Raw genomic sequence first — 13800 nt, forward strand, 5'->3', positions numbered from 1 at the left:
TCTGGCGAGGCGATGAGCCTCTTGAGGCTTTCACGAATCTACGCGCACTCATCGATGCAAAGCGGCACAATGAGGCTGCACTGGGCGGTAATCCTTCAGGGCAAGAATCTGCGTTGCTCGATCAGGAAGCGACTATTCTTGAGAATTTCAGGCGGCTCGGTTCCGGCCAGGGCACCGCTGATGGGAGCCACGACGAGGCATTTGCTCCGTGAGATTGGCATGGAACGTCGGGTGGTGCTCTCCCGGTAAGTGGCCCTTCGTGCAGCGTGCGCGCGCTAACGAACGATAACGGGCGTTCCGCAATGACCGCAGCCACAATCCTGCCTGTCATTCATCAACGGAGGTTGCGATGAAGCACGATGTGGCTTTCTCAAGTGCCGGCCGCTCGTTACAATCCTTGCCATCACCGTGGAGGGCGATGCCAATGGTGCGCCGCATCCCGATCCGCCTGCTTACCGCGCGAAGTTTGCAGGACCCTATTAGCACCGGCTGATCGCGAGTGGCGTCGGTCACAACCAGCCGCGGGAAGCGCCGGTGGCATTTGCCAAGACAGTCCTCGATGTCGGCAGGATGGGCGCATGATCCGTATCTCGTCCTGCATTCTTGGCGCCTCATTCGTCTTGCTGGGTGCCTCCGGGGCGGCCGGAACTGTGCGATGGGAAGCCGATGCCGCGCCGGTCTATGGCGTGCCTTCCCGCCGGATGCCGCGACTGGAAGCTCATCAGCGTTGCGCATGAGGCGGGGAAGAACGATGATATCCGGGCCACCCTCGGAAACGCCATCGCGGTGCGCGCCTATCGCAAGGGCATCCACTCGTTCCCCGATGGCGCGGTGATCGTCAGGCCGGTGTGGCGTCACGAATCTTCGCCGCGCAACGATGCCGTGTTTCCTGCGCCGCAATCCTTCGTAGCGGGTGAACCCACCAATGTGCAGGTTAGCGTCAAGGATGCTCGCCGCTGCGCAGCTAGTGGTGGATGGGGTTACGGCCAGTTCGACAATCACATGCCTAACTCCAATGAAGCTCTGATCCGTTCCTGCGCCGCTTGTCATGCAAAGCCGACGCGGGCGCCGATCGGGTCTTTATGGTATACTCGCGCTGCGGTCCGGCAAGCCGTGGGCGATTGACGCGCCGCTGGGGGAATGGGGCACCGCATCGGCGCGCTCGATCAGTTGCGCCATGAAGTGCATGGCGGCCGGGGGAATGTTTCGGTCGGCATCGCCATAGACGAACCATGACGGCATATGCTTCCATGCCGGTTGGGCAGAGGGTTCGGAAAGTACCGCATCCATCACGGGAAGCTGCCCGGCGGCCATCAGTCGAGCCTGCGCCGCAGGCACGTCGGCGGCGAACTGGGCAGGGAAGAGCTTCTGCTGAATGTCCAGGTCGTTGGCTCCGCCCGGCAGCGTGCTGCCGGGGAACCTGCCGGTCAGACCGAGTGCGGTCTCGCCCGCCTCTGGAGCGAAAGCGGCGACGTAGACCAGCCCCTTCACGTTAGCCGCGCCTTCCGCAACCTCGCTGATCACCGATCCGTCGTAGGAACGGCCCAAAAGCACGACTAGCCCGGCGGTCGCTTTCGTCACGCCCGCCACGATCTCGGCATCGACATGCACGCCGCGCTTACCCTCGGCTGTTCAGGAACATTGGGACTTTATAACCAACCGAAGTCGGGCTTCTCGGTAATGCGAATTAATCGCATCATGGAGGACGACGTGACGTACTGGAAAACGAGCGCTTGGGGAATTTTTGTAGCAAGCACCCTCGTGGCGGCGCCCGCTTGCGCGGATGAACCCCTGTTCGGTTACATCTACACGACCGATACCCTGCCGAAAGACCAATCGGAGGTAGAACAGTGGGTTACGCTGCGCGAGGGTCGTTCGCAGGGGGACTTTCACCTGCTGCAGACGCGCACGGAAGTTTCGCACGGCGTCACGGACAATTTCCAGTTGTCCGGTTACGCCAACCTGGCTTACGCGAACGTGAAGGGCAACACGCCCAGCGGCGATACAATGCCGCCCGAAGTGTTTGCCGACTTCGCCTCGGACCCGGCTCGACGCTTCAGCAAGGCACGTCTGGAATCCGTTTCCGTCGAAGGAATTTACCGGATTTCAAGCCCCTACACGAACGGCGTCGGGGTCGCGCTCTATCTGGAACCCTCGATCGGTCCGCGCACGCGCGAGATGGAGGCGCGATTGATTCTTCAAAAGAATTTCCTGGACGACAAACTGGTCTTCGCGGCCAATGCAACGCTGGGCTACGAGTGGCGCAAGCTGCTCGGCGATTCAAGCGCAGATCCCACCTCTGAAGAATTCGTTACGCATTGGGACAAGGAAACCGACGTCAATTTCGGTTTCGCTGGAAGTTATCGTTTCACGTCGAACTGGTCGGTCGGCGGCGAATTGCAGAACGAGCGCGAATGGGCAGGGCTCAATCCATTCAAGGCCTCCAACCGCACCAACCAGGCCTGGTACCTTGGACCGACGATGCATTACGGCGGCCGGCACTTCTTTGCGACGTTCACGACGCTGTTCCAGATGCCGTGGGCGAAGGACTACGCTAATCCTGCTGCCGAGAGCTTTGTCGTCAACGGTATCACGAATGCCGACGACTTCGAAAAGTATCGTTTCCGTCTCAAGGTCGGATATTATTTCTAGGACCGCGCCATGGCACATTTTTCCTATCGCATCCTTCCGCTGGCGACGCTCACCCTGGCTGCACCAGCGCAGGCGACCGTATACCTGACGGTCGAGCAGGCGCAGAACCAGATGTTCCCGCGCCAGGCCCTGACGCCGCAATTCCGCACGTTGACTGCCGAACAGGTCGCGGCGATCCGCAAGGCATCGGGGGAAAATCCCCTGTCGCACAATCTTCGCGCCTGGCGCGCGGCGGACGGCGGCTGGTTCATCGTCGATGAAGTGGTGGGCAAGCACGAGTTCATCACCTATGCTGTGTCGTTGGACGGCAGCGGGGCAGTGCGCGATGTCGAGATACTCGACTATCGCGAAGCGTATGGTGGTCAGGTCCGCGATCCGCGATGGCGACAGCAGTTCGTCGGCAAGCGGTCGGGTCAGTCGTTGAAGCTCGGCGGCGACATCAAGAATGTCTCCGGAGCGACGCTTTCCTGCAAGCATATCACCGACGGAGTGAGGCGCGTGCTGGCGACTTATGCCATCGTTCTTGCACATGCGTGAAGAAAATGCCCGGCGGTGCCGACCGATCCTGGGAACTTTCGTCGAGATCGCCGTCCCGAAAGTGGCGGCAGCGGCAATCGATTCCGCATTCGCCCGGATCGAGCACATCCACGCGCGGATGTCCTTCCATTCGGAGGGCAGCGATCTGGCCGCATTGCGCAAAGCACGCCCCGGCGCCGGCGTGGCGGTTGACACGGCGACGATAGAGGTCCTGCGGCTTGCACAGGACCTCTATCGTCGCACTGATGGCGTGTTCGATGCGGCGGTGGGCACCCGGCTGGTAGAATGGGGCTTCCTGCCCGAACCCAACGGGTATCGGGACAAGGAATGGGACGGCGGCATGCTCGACGTGGAAATCCTCGACGAAACACACGTGTCAGTTTCCCGGCGCGTTTTGTTGGACCTTGGCGGCATCGCCAAGGGATATGCGGTCGATTGCGCCGTGGATGCTTTGATGGAAGCTGGGGCCTCGTCTGGAACCGTCAATGCCGGGGGCGATCTGCGGGTCTTCGGGGAATGGGAGGAAATCGTGCACCTGAGGGAAGCCGATGAAACGATTGGCGGCTCTCTTGCCGTTCGGAATGCGGCCCTGGCGAGTTCGAGCAATCTTCACGACCGCCGCCGGCATCACGCAGGTGCAACCAGTCCCCATGTCCTGCGGCAAGCCCCGGTACTGGCCGACAATGCCGTGACTGTCATCGCCGATCGGTGCGTCATCGCCGACGCCATGACCAAAGTCGCTCTTGCATCCCCGGCGATGGCCGAGCGCGTTCTTGCCGACTTGAATGCCAAACTGATCGACCGACGCGCTTTGAGGGTGCTCCACTGATGCTGCATCTCAAGACCGCCAAGCTCGCACGCTGGCAAGTCCGCCTCTTGTGCTGGGGCTGCGCTGCCCTCTGGATCAGTGGCGTAGCGTGGCTGCTGCTGCACAACTTCATCCAGGTGCAGAGCGACTTCGGCCCCGAAGCCAACCCGCTGGAACCGTGGATGCTGCGCATTCACGGCGCCGCCATGCAGATCGTGCTGCTGGGGCTCGGAAGCTTGCTGGTCGTGCACGTCTGGCGCGGCTGGACATACAGGAGCCAGCGGGCGCTGGGCATTTCGTTGCTGAGCGTGGCCGGGCTGCTCATCGTCAGCGGCTTCATGCTCTATTATGTGGGGGACGAGGATTGGCGAGGGGTGACGAGCACCGCACACTGGATCGTGGGGATCCTCGCCTTGCCGATGTTCCTGCTGCACTACTTTCAGGGCAAGCGTATTCGACGGGGGTAAACGCTCTTTTCGTACGGCCTCGTTGTTGGCACACGGGGCTGGCGTGCGGGGCCCCGGTTAATCACCGCCGCAGGGTGAAACTGCAGGAGTTTGCTATCGTGCGCGCACTTCTGGCTGAAGACGATCCGGCAACGGCCGTTTTTGTCAAACGCGGCCTCGCCGCCTGCAGCATTGCGGTCCATATGGTCGAAAGCGGCCTGGAAGCAATCGAGGCTGGAACCGGCGAGAGTTTCGACATCGTAATCCTCGACCGCATGCTTCCAGGGCTGGAGGGGCTGGATGTCCTCAGAAAACTGCGCGAGGCGGGGGTATTGGCACCTGTCCTGGTGCTCACGGCCAAGGGCGGCATCGCGGATCGCGTAGCCGGGCTGGATGCAGGCGCGGACGATTATCTCGTGAAGCCTTTTGCTCTGGCAGAACTGGTCGCGAGAGTGAATGCCCTGCTGCGTCGCCCGCCGATCAACTCCGCGGTGACCCGTCTGGAAGTGGGCGATGTCGTGATCGACATGCTGCGCCGGGAAGTGACGCGTGGACGGCGTCCCATCCACTTGCAGCCGCGCGAATTCGGTATCCTGGAAGTGCTGATGCGCAACGCCGGCAAGGCGGTGACCCGGACCATGATACTCGAGCAGGTATGGGGATTTCATTTCGATCCTGAGACGAACATCGTCGAAAGCCATCTCAGTCGGATGCGTTCCAAGCTTCGCGAAGGGTTCCATTGCGATTTGATCGAGACCGTCCGGGGCGTGGGATATCGCATGCGCATCGATGCCTGACATCCGCTCAAGCGCCGCATATCGGATTGCATTCTCCTACGCCGGGGCATTCGCGGCTGCGATCCTGGTCTTGGGCACGGCCGTCTATTTCGCCGCCGATGCGCAATTCCGGCATCAGCGCGACGGAGTGATCGCCGAAGAACTCGAAGATCTTGCGCAGGAAGGACTGGATGCCGCTCTTATCCGCGAGATCGAGCGACGCGAAGCGTGGCGAACCCGGCATGCCTTCAGCTACGCGCTGTTCGCAACCACAGGCCGACGGCTGGGAGGGCATGCTGCGTTCGCCAAGCCGGCGGTTGGTTTCACGACCGCCCGATTGCCAGGAATGCGCGATGAGGATGGCACGATCCGCATCAAGGCGGTTACGCTTTCCGACGGCAGCAGGTTGGCGGTGGGGCTCGATTCAGTGGCGATCGCGGCGATCGATCGCACCATCCTCGCACTGTTCGGCGGTGCATTCGTACTGGTACTTGCGACCGGAGCCATCGGCGCCGTGCTGCTTGGCCGTTATCTGGTGCATCGACTGTCGGTCGTGACCGAAACCGCCAACGCCGTCGTCGCCGGCGATCTAACCCGTCGCATTGCCGTCAGCGGCCGACAAGATGAGTTCGACAGGGTCGCTTGTGCACTCAACGCCATGCTCGATCGCATCGCAGGATTGATGGAGAACTTGCGCCAGGTATCCAGCGACGTGGCCCATGACCTTCGCACCCCGCTGCTACGGCTGCGCGGCGAACTCGATCAGGTCGGGCAAACCGAAGGAGCCGTTGAACGGGCTATAGCGCAGGGCGACCATCTTCTTCGACTCTTCAGCGCCATATTACGCATAACCGAAGTGGAAGGCGGCGGCCTGAGTAGAGGGTTTGCGCGGATCGATTTGTCCGCGCTCGTCGAAGTTGTCGCCGATGGTTTCCAGCCCGCTTTACTGGACTGCGGGCAAGAGTTGATATGGGCGATCGAGCCCGATATTCACGTGGCTGGCGACCGTGAACTTCTCGCGCAGGCGGCCAGCAACATTCTCGACAATGCGCGCATTCATACGCCGCGAGGAACACAAATCCGCCTCTCGTTACGGCAATCGGCCAGTTTCGCCCTGGTTGAGATAGCGGACAATGGTCCTGGCGTTTCCGACAAGGAACGATCGGCCCTGGTCCGCCGCTTCTACCGTGGCGAAGCGAGCCGGACGACGCCGGGTAACGGTCTTGGGTTGAGCCTGGCGGCGGCGGTTGCGAGTGCCCATGGCGGTGAAATCAGACTGGAAGATAAAATGCCGGGGCTGGGCGTAACGATAGCAATACCCATCGGCACCTTGTGATTGCGCGGCCATGGGAACCCAAGGCACACTTTTCTGCCGTAGTTCAAAACGTATTATTCAAACGTCGATGAAGGTAGTTCTCGTCAAACCCGGCTATCTGAACGCGTTTTGTCGGATTAATAATGTTCGGACTGCCGCGATTTAGCTCCGTCGCTCCGCGCAGCTGCAATTCCTTGAGTACCCTGTTAATGTGCACAGCCGTCATTCCGAGCGCATCCGCAAGTATCAGCTGGGATAAGGGAAATGCAAAACTGTCGTCGTCAGCCAAGCCGATACTCCTTGCGCGGACATAGAGTTCGCACATCAGGTACGCCGCGCGCTCGATGTTGCTGCGGCGTCCCATGCTGACGATCCAGGCCCGCATTGTCGCCTCGTCGATGGGCTGCGCTGCGTACATGGCCCGCGCGATGTTCGGATAATCATCCAGTATTTCCTGCATTTCGGATCGCGAGATAGTGGCTATCATCGCCGGGGAAATTGCCTGGATGCTGTGGTCCATCTCCGCCAGAATATTCACGTGAAGATAGCATGAGTCGCCAAGCATCAGGAATGCCATCACCTGCCGCGTTCCACTCGGCAGAATCTTGTAGCGGCAAGCCCAGCCTTCAAGCAATACGAACACCGGGCCGGGTCTGTCACCTTCGCGGATTACATCCTGCCGAGCGGCATATTTCCGACTTCGCGCCGTGACTGCTTCCAACATTGCGACATCATCGGGCGCCAGCTCGACCAGTTCACTGAGTTTGTTCACGAACCTGTTCGCACCCTCATCGCATACACGGACATCCCAAAATTAAACATTGATAAAAGTTATTGTCATTTGTTGATTTATGCGGTGGAATCCAAGATGGCGGTTGTTGTGCTTGGCCCCGTCGTCGAGTCAGACGCAGAAGCCAGCACCCATCGTGTTCGACAGGCGCCAGGCCAGCACTTTGCGGGTCGCCCAATCCATGATCGCTACCAGGTATAGGAACCACGCCGCATCGGGATGTAGGTCCCGTCGGCGCACCACACATGATTGGGCCGCTCAATCGCCAGCTTGTGCAGCAGGTACGGATAGATCCGGTGTTGTGGATGCGGATCGCTGGTAGATCGGTGTCAGGCCCATCTTCCCCATCAGCCGCCGCACCCGCCGGCGACCGACATCATGCAGAAGTCGGACCATCTGGCGGCTGCCATACCATGGGCAATCAAGAAACTTCCGCCGTGTCGAACAGGGTGACGCCGCTATCATAAGCCGCGCGTATGACGCGGATCATCTCCGCACGGTCTGGAATGGTCGTCTGATAGGTCCGGTGCATGTTCTGGACACCGAGACCGACGGCGGAGACCTCAAGCGAGCCCAGTTTGCGACGATCGCCGGCCTGGTCCGCCTTGCCTGGGGCCGTTGCTGCGGTGGCGCTGGCTGCCCTGCCTGTACCCGCGCCGAGCGCCGCGAGGGCAACGCCCGTACCGGCCACGCCGGCTGACCTGCCCTGATGCTGCTTCATCTGACATGGTTTCGCCTTTCGATCAGAGCTTGCGGGTGCCGAGCCATTTCACCATCGCCGGATCGCGATGGTCGAAGAAGCTGCTGGCCTTCTGGTCGAGCGTGGCGATCGCGGCGATATCCTCGTCATCGAGGGCAAAGTCGAAGATCGCGAAGTTCTCGGCCATGCGCTCCTTACGGACCGACTTGGGGATCGCGACGATACCGCGCTGGTTCAGCCAGCGCAGGACGACCTGGGCGGTGCTTTTGCCGTGCTTAGCACCGATCGAGGCGAGCAACTCGTTGCTGAACAGTCCGTTCTTGCCTTCGGCGAAAGGTCCCCAGGCGTCCGCCTGAACCTTGTATTCCTCGAGCAAGGCATGCGCCTCGTCCTGCTGGTGGAAGGGGTGAATCTCGATCTGGTTGACAGCGGGCGCGATCTCGTTGTGCAGCACGAAATCCAGAAGGCGATCGGGATAGAAGTTGCTCACACCGATGGCCCGGATGCGGCCTTCGCGGTGCAGGTCCTGCATGGCCCGCCATGCGCCGTAAACGTCGCCGTAGGGCTGATGGATCAGCCAGAGGTCAAGATAGTCGAGCTGCAGCTTGTTGAGCGAACGCTCGAAGGCCGCCTTCGCGCCGTCATAGCTGGCGTCCTCGATCCACAGCTTGGTGGTGACGAACAGCTCGCGGCGGTCGATGCCGTGCCTACGGATGGCGTACCCGACGGCTTCTTCATTGCCATAGGACGTGGCGGTATCGAGCAGGCGGTAGCCGACATCTATGGCGTCACGCACGCTGCGCTCGCATTCTGACGGATCGGGAACCTGGAAAACGCCAAAGCCGAGGCTGGGCATTTCCACGCCGTTGTTCAACGTGACGCTGGGAACGGATTGGGACATGGGAAATCCTTAGTTTCAAATCAGCGATTGACGAGGCTCTGCGCGGATGCCGGATAGCGCTCGCCCACCAGTTCGATAGCGGTCAACGCGTCGCGAATACGGGCCAGATCAGGCTCGCTCAGTTCCAGGGCGACAGCACCGAGGTTTTCTTCAAGCCGGTGCAGCTTGGTCGTGCCGGGAATCGGCACGATCGAGGGGCGCTGGGCCAGCAGCCAGGCCAAAGCCACCTGCGCGGGGGTTGCGTTCTTCTCGGCCGCGAGGCTCGTGACCAGTTCGACGAGAGCCCGGTTGGCCTCAAGGGCGTCGGTCTGGAAGCGCGGAACCGTGCTGCGGAAGTCATCCTTGGCGAACACCGTATCGGCGCTCATCTTGCCCGTCAGGAAGCCTTTGCCCAGCGGAGCGAACGGGACGAAGCCGATCCCGAGTTCATCGAGCACCGGCAGCAGTGCATTCTCCGGCTCGCGCCAGAACATCGAATATTCGCTCTGCAGCGCTGCCACCGGCTGCACGGTATGGGCACGGCGGATCGCATCTATCCCGGCCTCGGACATACCGAAATGCTTGACCTTGCCCGCTGCGATCAGGTCTTTCACGGTGCCTGCCACATCCTCGATCGGCACGTTGGGATCGACGCGGTGCTGATAGAACAGATCGATGCTGTCGGTGCGCAGGCGCCCCAGCGCCTCGTCGGCAACCTGGCGGATACGCTCCGGGCGGCTGTCGAGGCCCTGCGCCGGAACGCCGTTCACGAAGCCGAACTTGGTTGCGATCACCACCTCGTCGCGGATTGGCTCCAGCGCCTCGCCCACCACTTCCTCGTTGAGACCGGGGCCATAGGCTTCCGCCGTGTCGAAGAAGGTCACCCCTCGCGCGTAGGCATCGCGGATCAGCGTTACTGCTGCGCTGCGCTCCATCGGGGGGCCATAGCCGAAGCTGAGACCCATGCAGCCAAAGCCGATTTCCGAAACTTCGAGGCCAGTACGGCCGAGTTCACGTGTTTTCATGGGAACTGTCCTTTGTTCAAGCGGCGCCGGTGGCGCCCAAGGGTCTGGTTTGTGAGACTTTGTCTGCGGCGACGATCGTGGTGAGCACCACCAGCAAGGCGAGAACCAGCATCACCGTGCCGGTTTCGAACGCGGCGCCAATGCGCCTGACGGCGAAAGCCTGTCCCTGAAGCCCAGCGCTTGCGACGCCCGCGACCGCGACGAGGACGCTGAGACCAACGGAACTGCCGATCTGGTGCGCGACGTTGACGGCCCCCGAGGCAGCGCCTGCATTCGCGTTATCCACCCCGGCCACGCCCGCCGACGTCAGCGGGCTGAGCGTCAGGCCCTGGCTCACGCCAATCAGCAGCATCGGCAGTGCGACCCCCGCAATGTAGGGTGAGCCCGCGTCCGCGAAGCTCAGCCGCGCCATACCCGCGATACCGATGACGATGCCCACGACCATCAGGCGGTTCGCGCTGAACGTCTTGACCAGTCGGGGAAATGCAATGGCGAAAGGCACATGGAGAATGGTCGCCGGGATGAACGCGAGACCGCTTTTTGCCGGGCCGTAGCCCTTCACCTCCTGCAGGTAGAGGGTCGTAAAGAAGAAGAACCCGACCATGGCGGCCAGATAGAGCACCCGGGCAGCATAGGCGCCCGAACGCACCCGGCTCGAAAAGAGATCCAGCGGCAGGATCGGTTGGGCAGCGCGACGCTCGATCATGACGAATACGGCGATGAGCACGACCGCTGAGGCAATCGACACGATCGTGATCGGATCACTCCATCCGTTTTGCGCCGACCGGATTAAGCCGAAGACCAGACCACCTATGCCCAGCGTGGAAGTGAGGGCGCCAAGCAGATCGAAGCGACCTGTGTGCTTTGGCGTCTCCTCGATACAGCGATAGGACGCGATGATAAGGCCGATGCCGACTGGCAGGTTGATGTAAAACCCGGCGCGCCAGGACACCCATTCGGCCAAGACGCCGCCAAGGACCAGTCCGACCGTCGCCGATGCACCTGCGGCCGCCGCATAATACGAAACGGCACGAGTGCGTTCATGACCTTCGGCGAAGTTAGTTTGAAGCAGGGCCAGGGTCGAAGGCGCCAGAACGGCTGCGCCAAGGCCCTGGATCGCCCGCCACCACAGCATCCAAGTGGCTGACGGCGACGCACCGATTGCGAGGGATGCCAGCGTGAAGATGGCAAGGCCCGTCACGAACATCCGCCGCCGTCCGAGGATGTCTCCCGCGCGCGCGCCCAGCAGCATGAAGCCCCCGAAAGTCAGCGTGTAGGCGCTCTGCACCCAGGCGAGGTTGGCCTCGCTGAAGCCAAGCTGGTCGTGGATCTTGGGCAAGCCGGTTAGCACGACCGAGATGTCGAGAACGATCATCACGTAGCTCACGAGGATGATCGCCAGAATGGCGCTCTTGTGCGGTTCGCCGGAAGGTTGAAGGCGCTGCGTCATTGTGAGGTCGATCCGAAGGTTCGTCAGGCTGCCCGGCAATCCGGCACAGGCAGCACGGGGAATTGTCGGTTTGGATATAGCCTCAGCACCGGAATGCGATTAGGCGCCATAATCGGCATGTCGCCATAAGGTGGTCTAATCAATGGCAGGCGAGAACTACAATGAGCTGGCGGCTTTCGTGATGGTAGCTCGCGAACGCAGCTTCACGCGCGCGGCGGCTCAGTTGGGTGTTTCTCAGTCGGCGCTCAGCCAGACGATTAGGGGGCTAGAGGAAAGACTGGGCCTGCGCCTGCTGACCCGAACGACCCGCAGCGTCTCACCAACCGAAGCGGGTCACCGCCTGTTCGATACTGTGGCGCCGCGTTTTGAGGAGATCGCACAGGAACTGGCCTCGCTCAGCCAATTACGCGACAAGCCCTCCGGCAAGATCCGCATCAACGCGGGAGAGCATCCCGCAGTGTCCGTTCTGCAGCCGGCGTTGCGCAAGTTGCTGCCTGACAATCCCGATATCAGCGTAGAGATCGTCGTCGATTATGGACTGACCGATATCGTCGCCGGGGGGTTCGATGCCGGGGTGCGCCTGGGCGACCAGCTGGCCAAGGACATGATCGCGGTACGCATCGGTCCAGACCTGCGCATGGCCGTCGTCGGCTCGCCCGACTATTTCACCCGCTATCCCGCGCCGCGTTCACCCCAGGATCTGACCGCTCATAACTGCATCGGCATCCGGCTGCCGACCTATGGCGGCATCTTTCCCTGGGATCTCGACAAGGACGGGCACGAGGTCAATGTCCGGATCGAAGGGCAGCTGGTTTTCAACAACATCAGTCTGCGCCTCAACTCGGCACTCGATGGGCTGGGACTTGCCTATCTCCCGGAGGATCAGGTGATGCCCCACATCGAGCGTGGAGAGCTCATCCGGGTGATGGAAGACTGGTGCGAACCCTTTCCCGGCTACCACCTCTATTATCCCAGCCGTCGCCACGCATCGCCGGCTTTCGCGCTGTTCGTGGAGACTTTGCGCTATCGCGGCTAATGGCCGACCGCGTCCGCGTACTGGGCATCGCTGACAAGCTCATCCCATGCGACGGACTGGCCATTGCTGCTCTCCGTCAACGCAACGTGGGTCATTGCTTCGTCGGGCCCTGCGCCGTGCCAATGCTTGATGCCGGGGCCGATCCAGACGACATCGCCCGGTCCGAACCGCTCGGCCGGCTGCCCCCATTGCTGCACGAAACCGTGACCGCGCGTAACCACGAGGGTCTGGCCGAGCGGATGCGTGTGCCACGCGGTATGCGCGCCGTGCGCGAAGGTTACGGTGCCGCCGCCGATACGTGCCGGCGCCTCGCGCTGGAAGCGGCCCTCGACTTGCGCGGTCCCCGTGAAGTTGGCGGCCGCGCCAATGGATTTATCGCTCGAGCCTTCCCGGATGACGGAAACACCCGATATCGTTCCTTGGTTGTCGCCAGCCACGGCAGGCATCGGCAGACATGCCGCGCCGATGGTCATCGCCGCTTTTCTCAGTCCGCGCATCATTCAGCCTCGCTCTTGGGATGAAACACCTCACGTGCGACGCCGACGGCGTTGATCGCATTGGGCCAGCCCGCATAGAAGGCGAGCTGCGTGATGGCCTCGACGATCTCTGTCTCAGTGACGCCATTGCGGCGTGCGAGTTGCATATGTGAGCGCAACTGTTCGGGGTGATTGAGGGCGATCAGCGCCGCGACAGTGACGAGGCTACGGTCCCGCTTGGCGAGGCCAGGCCGTTCCCATACATCACCGAGCAGGACTTCGTCCGTCAGCTGAGCCAGCTTGGGATCGATGTCGCCCATCAGTTGCTGCGCGCGCGACGGCTGGCTGGCGGTCTTCGCTGCGGGGGTCTGAGCCTGGGCCAAACCCGGTATCCCTAAACCGAGCATTGTGCCTGACATGAGGATGAGGCTGCGCGTGATTGTCTTCATACCGATAATCCATCCTTCTCGAAAATGACGGTGCCGTGGGAGGGAACGCGGGCTACCTGACCGCGACCCTTCAGGCGCTCAACGTGCGCGACAAGAACGGCACCAGCTTGCTGAGCGCGAGCTCGACGTACTCAGGCACCCAGTAGGTCTCGATGTGCCGGGCACCAGACATCTTGAAAAATTCCTTGTCGCTGGTGCCGGTTGCCTTCGGGAAGGCGTCCTCTGAGAGGTAGAGGGTGTCCTCTTGCTTCGAGGCAGAGGTTAGCGCGACAGCCTCTTAGCGATTAGACGGCCAAGTACGCATGTCGCGATAAGCTGAGCTAATCAAATGGGGTGAGTTGGTCAGCAGCAGCCCTCTCCATTTTGCGGGTGGGAATGGCGGCGAACCTCTGTATATCGTCCAGCACCTGCCGGTCTCGTTACGGCCAGCGTTACACGTATGGGATGGGAAAGCTGCCGG

At 61.6% G+C, this 13800-nt stretch carries 16 protein-coding genes and 1 pseudogene; 8 read left to right on the plus strand and 9 right to left on the minus strand.

The features are described from left to right. Positions 1 to 681 precede the first annotated feature (681 nt). Positions 682 to 1125, plus strand: a complete 444-nt coding sequence (locus HWN72_RS21175; protein ID WP_248006199.1) for a cytochrome P460 family protein — start codon at positions 682 to 684, stop codon at positions 1123 to 1125. On the opposite strand, the gene HWN72_RS21180 is transcribed toward HWN72_RS21175, so the two are convergent. Beyond that, positions 1081 to 1611 (minus strand): alpha/beta fold hydrolase, encoded by a 531-nt coding sequence (locus tag HWN72_RS21180; protein WP_211151291.1) that lies wholly within the window; start codon positions 1609 to 1611, stop codon positions 1081 to 1083. The genes HWN72_RS21175 and HWN72_RS21180 overlap by 45 nt on opposite strands. Here HWN72_RS21180 and HWN72_RS21185 point away from each other — a divergent pair. From HWN72_RS21185 to HWN72_RS21210, 6 genes are all read left to right on the plus strand, one after another. Next, complete coding sequence (locus HWN72_RS21185) at positions 1606 to 2652, plus strand: DUF6662 family protein (RefSeq protein ID WP_248006200.1); 1047 nt, start codon at positions 1606 to 1608, stop codon at positions 2650 to 2652. The two genes, HWN72_RS21180 and HWN72_RS21185, sit on opposite strands and share 6 nt — an antisense overlap. 9 nt (positions 2653 to 2661) lie before the next feature. Continuing rightward, a complete protein-coding gene (locus HWN72_RS21190) occupies positions 2662 to 3189 on the plus strand; it encodes an FMN-binding protein (RefSeq protein ID WP_211151292.1) in 528 nt (175 codons plus the stop codon). Then, the gene (locus tag HWN72_RS21195) at positions 3182 to 4018 is read left to right on the plus strand and encodes an FAD:protein FMN transferase (RefSeq protein WP_211151293.1); all 837 of its coding nucleotides are present in this window, start codon (positions 3182 to 3184) and stop codon (positions 4016 to 4018) included. Before HWN72_RS21190 ends, HWN72_RS21195 begins: the two co-directional genes overlap by 8 nt. After that, positions 4018 to 4464, plus strand: a complete 447-nt coding sequence (locus HWN72_RS21200; RefSeq protein WP_008828048.1) for a hypothetical protein — start codon at positions 4018 to 4020, stop codon at positions 4462 to 4464. Before HWN72_RS21195 ends, HWN72_RS21200 begins: the two co-directional genes overlap by 1 nt. 98 nt (positions 4465 to 4562) lie before the next feature. Then, positions 4563 to 5240 (plus strand): response regulator transcription factor, encoded by a 678-nt coding sequence (locus HWN72_RS21205; protein WP_008828047.1) that lies wholly within the window; start codon positions 4563 to 4565, stop codon positions 5238 to 5240. Next, complete coding sequence (locus tag HWN72_RS21210) at positions 5233 to 6555, plus strand: ATP-binding protein (protein ID WP_008828046.1); 1323 nt, start codon at positions 5233 to 5235, stop codon at positions 6553 to 6555. Before HWN72_RS21205 ends, HWN72_RS21210 begins: the two co-directional genes overlap by 8 nt. Before the next feature lie 43 nt (positions 6556 to 6598). Here HWN72_RS21210 and HWN72_RS21215 read toward each other — a convergent pair whose 3' ends face one another. The 6 genes and pseudogenes from HWN72_RS21215 to HWN72_RS21240 form a co-directional block, all read right to left on the minus strand. Then, on the minus strand, positions 6599 to 7306 hold the full coding sequence (locus HWN72_RS21215; RefSeq protein WP_008828045.1) for a Crp/Fnr family transcriptional regulator: 708 nt from the start codon (positions 7304 to 7306) through the stop codon (positions 6599 to 6601). A 132-nt stretch (positions 7307 to 7438) separates the two neighbouring features. Next, positions 7439 to 7756, minus strand: a pseudogene (locus HWN72_RS21220) (DDE-type integrase/transposase/recombinase); the annotation flags it as partial. Then, positions 7746 to 8045: an aldo/keto reductase gene (locus tag HWN72_RS21225; RefSeq protein WP_008828044.1), complete on the minus strand. Its 300-nt coding sequence runs from the start codon at positions 8043 to 8045 to the stop codon at positions 7746 to 7748. The gene HWN72_RS21225 and the pseudogene HWN72_RS21220, both read right to left, overlap by 11 nt. A gap of 22 nt (positions 8046 to 8067) precedes the next feature. Next, positions 8068 to 8925, minus strand: coding sequence for an aldo/keto reductase (locus tag HWN72_RS21230; protein ID WP_211151294.1), 858 nt, complete (start codon positions 8923 to 8925; stop codon positions 8068 to 8070). A gap of 20 nt (positions 8926 to 8945) precedes the next feature. Further along, positions 8946 to 9929, minus strand: a complete 984-nt coding sequence (locus HWN72_RS21235; RefSeq protein WP_008828042.1) for an aldo/keto reductase — start codon at positions 9927 to 9929, stop codon at positions 8946 to 8948. A 16-nt stretch (positions 9930 to 9945) separates the two neighbouring features. Continuing rightward, the gene (locus HWN72_RS21240; protein WP_008828041.1) at positions 9946 to 11379 is read right to left on the minus strand and encodes an MFS transporter; all 1434 of its coding nucleotides are present in this window, start codon (positions 11377 to 11379) and stop codon (positions 9946 to 9948) included. Between the two features lie 142 nt (positions 11380 to 11521). On the opposite strand from HWN72_RS21240, the gene HWN72_RS21245 reads away from it, so the two are divergent. After that, the gene (locus HWN72_RS21245; protein WP_008828040.1) at positions 11522 to 12415 is read left to right on the plus strand and encodes a LysR family transcriptional regulator; all 894 of its coding nucleotides are present in this window, start codon (positions 11522 to 11524) and stop codon (positions 12413 to 12415) included. Here the strand turns inward: HWN72_RS21245 and HWN72_RS21250 are convergent. Further along, positions 12412 to 12915: a cupin domain-containing protein gene (locus tag HWN72_RS21250; RefSeq protein WP_008828039.1), complete on the minus strand. Its 504-nt coding sequence runs from the start codon at positions 12913 to 12915 to the stop codon at positions 12412 to 12414. The two genes, HWN72_RS21245 and HWN72_RS21250, sit on opposite strands and share 4 nt — an antisense overlap. Then, positions 12912 to 13340 (minus strand): carboxymuconolactone decarboxylase family protein, encoded by a 429-nt coding sequence (locus tag HWN72_RS21255; RefSeq protein WP_037517356.1) that lies wholly within the window; start codon positions 13338 to 13340, stop codon positions 12912 to 12914. The genes HWN72_RS21250 and HWN72_RS21255 overlap by 4 nt, the downstream gene beginning before the upstream one ends. Positions 13341 to 13800 lie beyond the last annotated feature (460 nt).

Source organism: Novosphingobium sp. HR1a (assembly GCF_015594425.1).
Taxonomy (GTDB): Bacteria; Pseudomonadota; Alphaproteobacteria; order Sphingomonadales; family Sphingomonadaceae; genus Novosphingobium; species Novosphingobium resinovorum_A.

Coding starts and splice junctions, on each gene's coding strand:
- HWN72_RS21175 (WP_248006199.1), top strand. CDS start 682: ATGGCGTGCCTTCCCGCCGGATGCCGCGACTGGAAGCTCATCAGCGTT.
- HWN72_RS21185 (WP_248006200.1), top strand. CDS start 1,606: ATGCACGCCGCGCTTACCCTCGGCTGTTCAGGAACATTGGGACTTTAT.
- HWN72_RS21190 (WP_211151292.1), top strand. CDS start 2,662: ATGGCACATTTTTCCTATCGCATCCTTCCGCTGGCGACGCTCACCCTG.
- HWN72_RS21195 (WP_211151293.1), top strand. CDS start 3,182: ATGCGTGAAGAAAATGCCCGGCGGTGCCGACCGATCCTGGGAACTTTC.
- HWN72_RS21200 (WP_008828048.1), top strand. CDS start 4,018: ATGCTGCATCTCAAGACCGCCAAGCTCGCACGCTGGCAAGTCCGCCTC.
- HWN72_RS21210 (WP_008828046.1), top strand. CDS start 5,233: ATGCCTGACATCCGCTCAAGCGCCGCATATCGGATTGCATTCTCCTAC.
- HWN72_RS21225 (WP_008828044.1), bottom strand. CDS start 8,045: ATGAAGCAGCATCAGGGCAGGTCAGCCGGCGTGGCCGGTACGGGCGTT.
- HWN72_RS21230 (WP_211151294.1), bottom strand. CDS start 8,925: ATGTCCCAATCCGTTCCCAGCGTCACGTTGAACAACGGCGTGGAAATG.
- HWN72_RS21235 (WP_008828042.1), bottom strand. CDS start 9,929: ATGAAAACACGTGAACTCGGCCGTACTGGCCTCGAAGTTTCGGAAATC.
- HWN72_RS21240 (WP_008828041.1), bottom strand. CDS start 11,379: ATGACGCAGCGCCTTCAACCTTCCGGCGAACCGCACAAGAGCGCCATT.
- HWN72_RS21245 (WP_008828040.1), top strand. CDS start 11,522: ATGGCAGGCGAGAACTACAATGAGCTGGCGGCTTTCGTGATGGTAGCT.
- HWN72_RS21250 (WP_008828039.1), bottom strand. CDS start 12,915: ATGATGCGCGGACTGAGAAAAGCGGCGATGACCATCGGCGCGGCATGT.
- HWN72_RS21255 (WP_037517356.1), bottom strand. CDS start 13,340: ATGAAGACAATCACGCGCAGCCTCATCCTCATGTCAGGCACAATGCTC.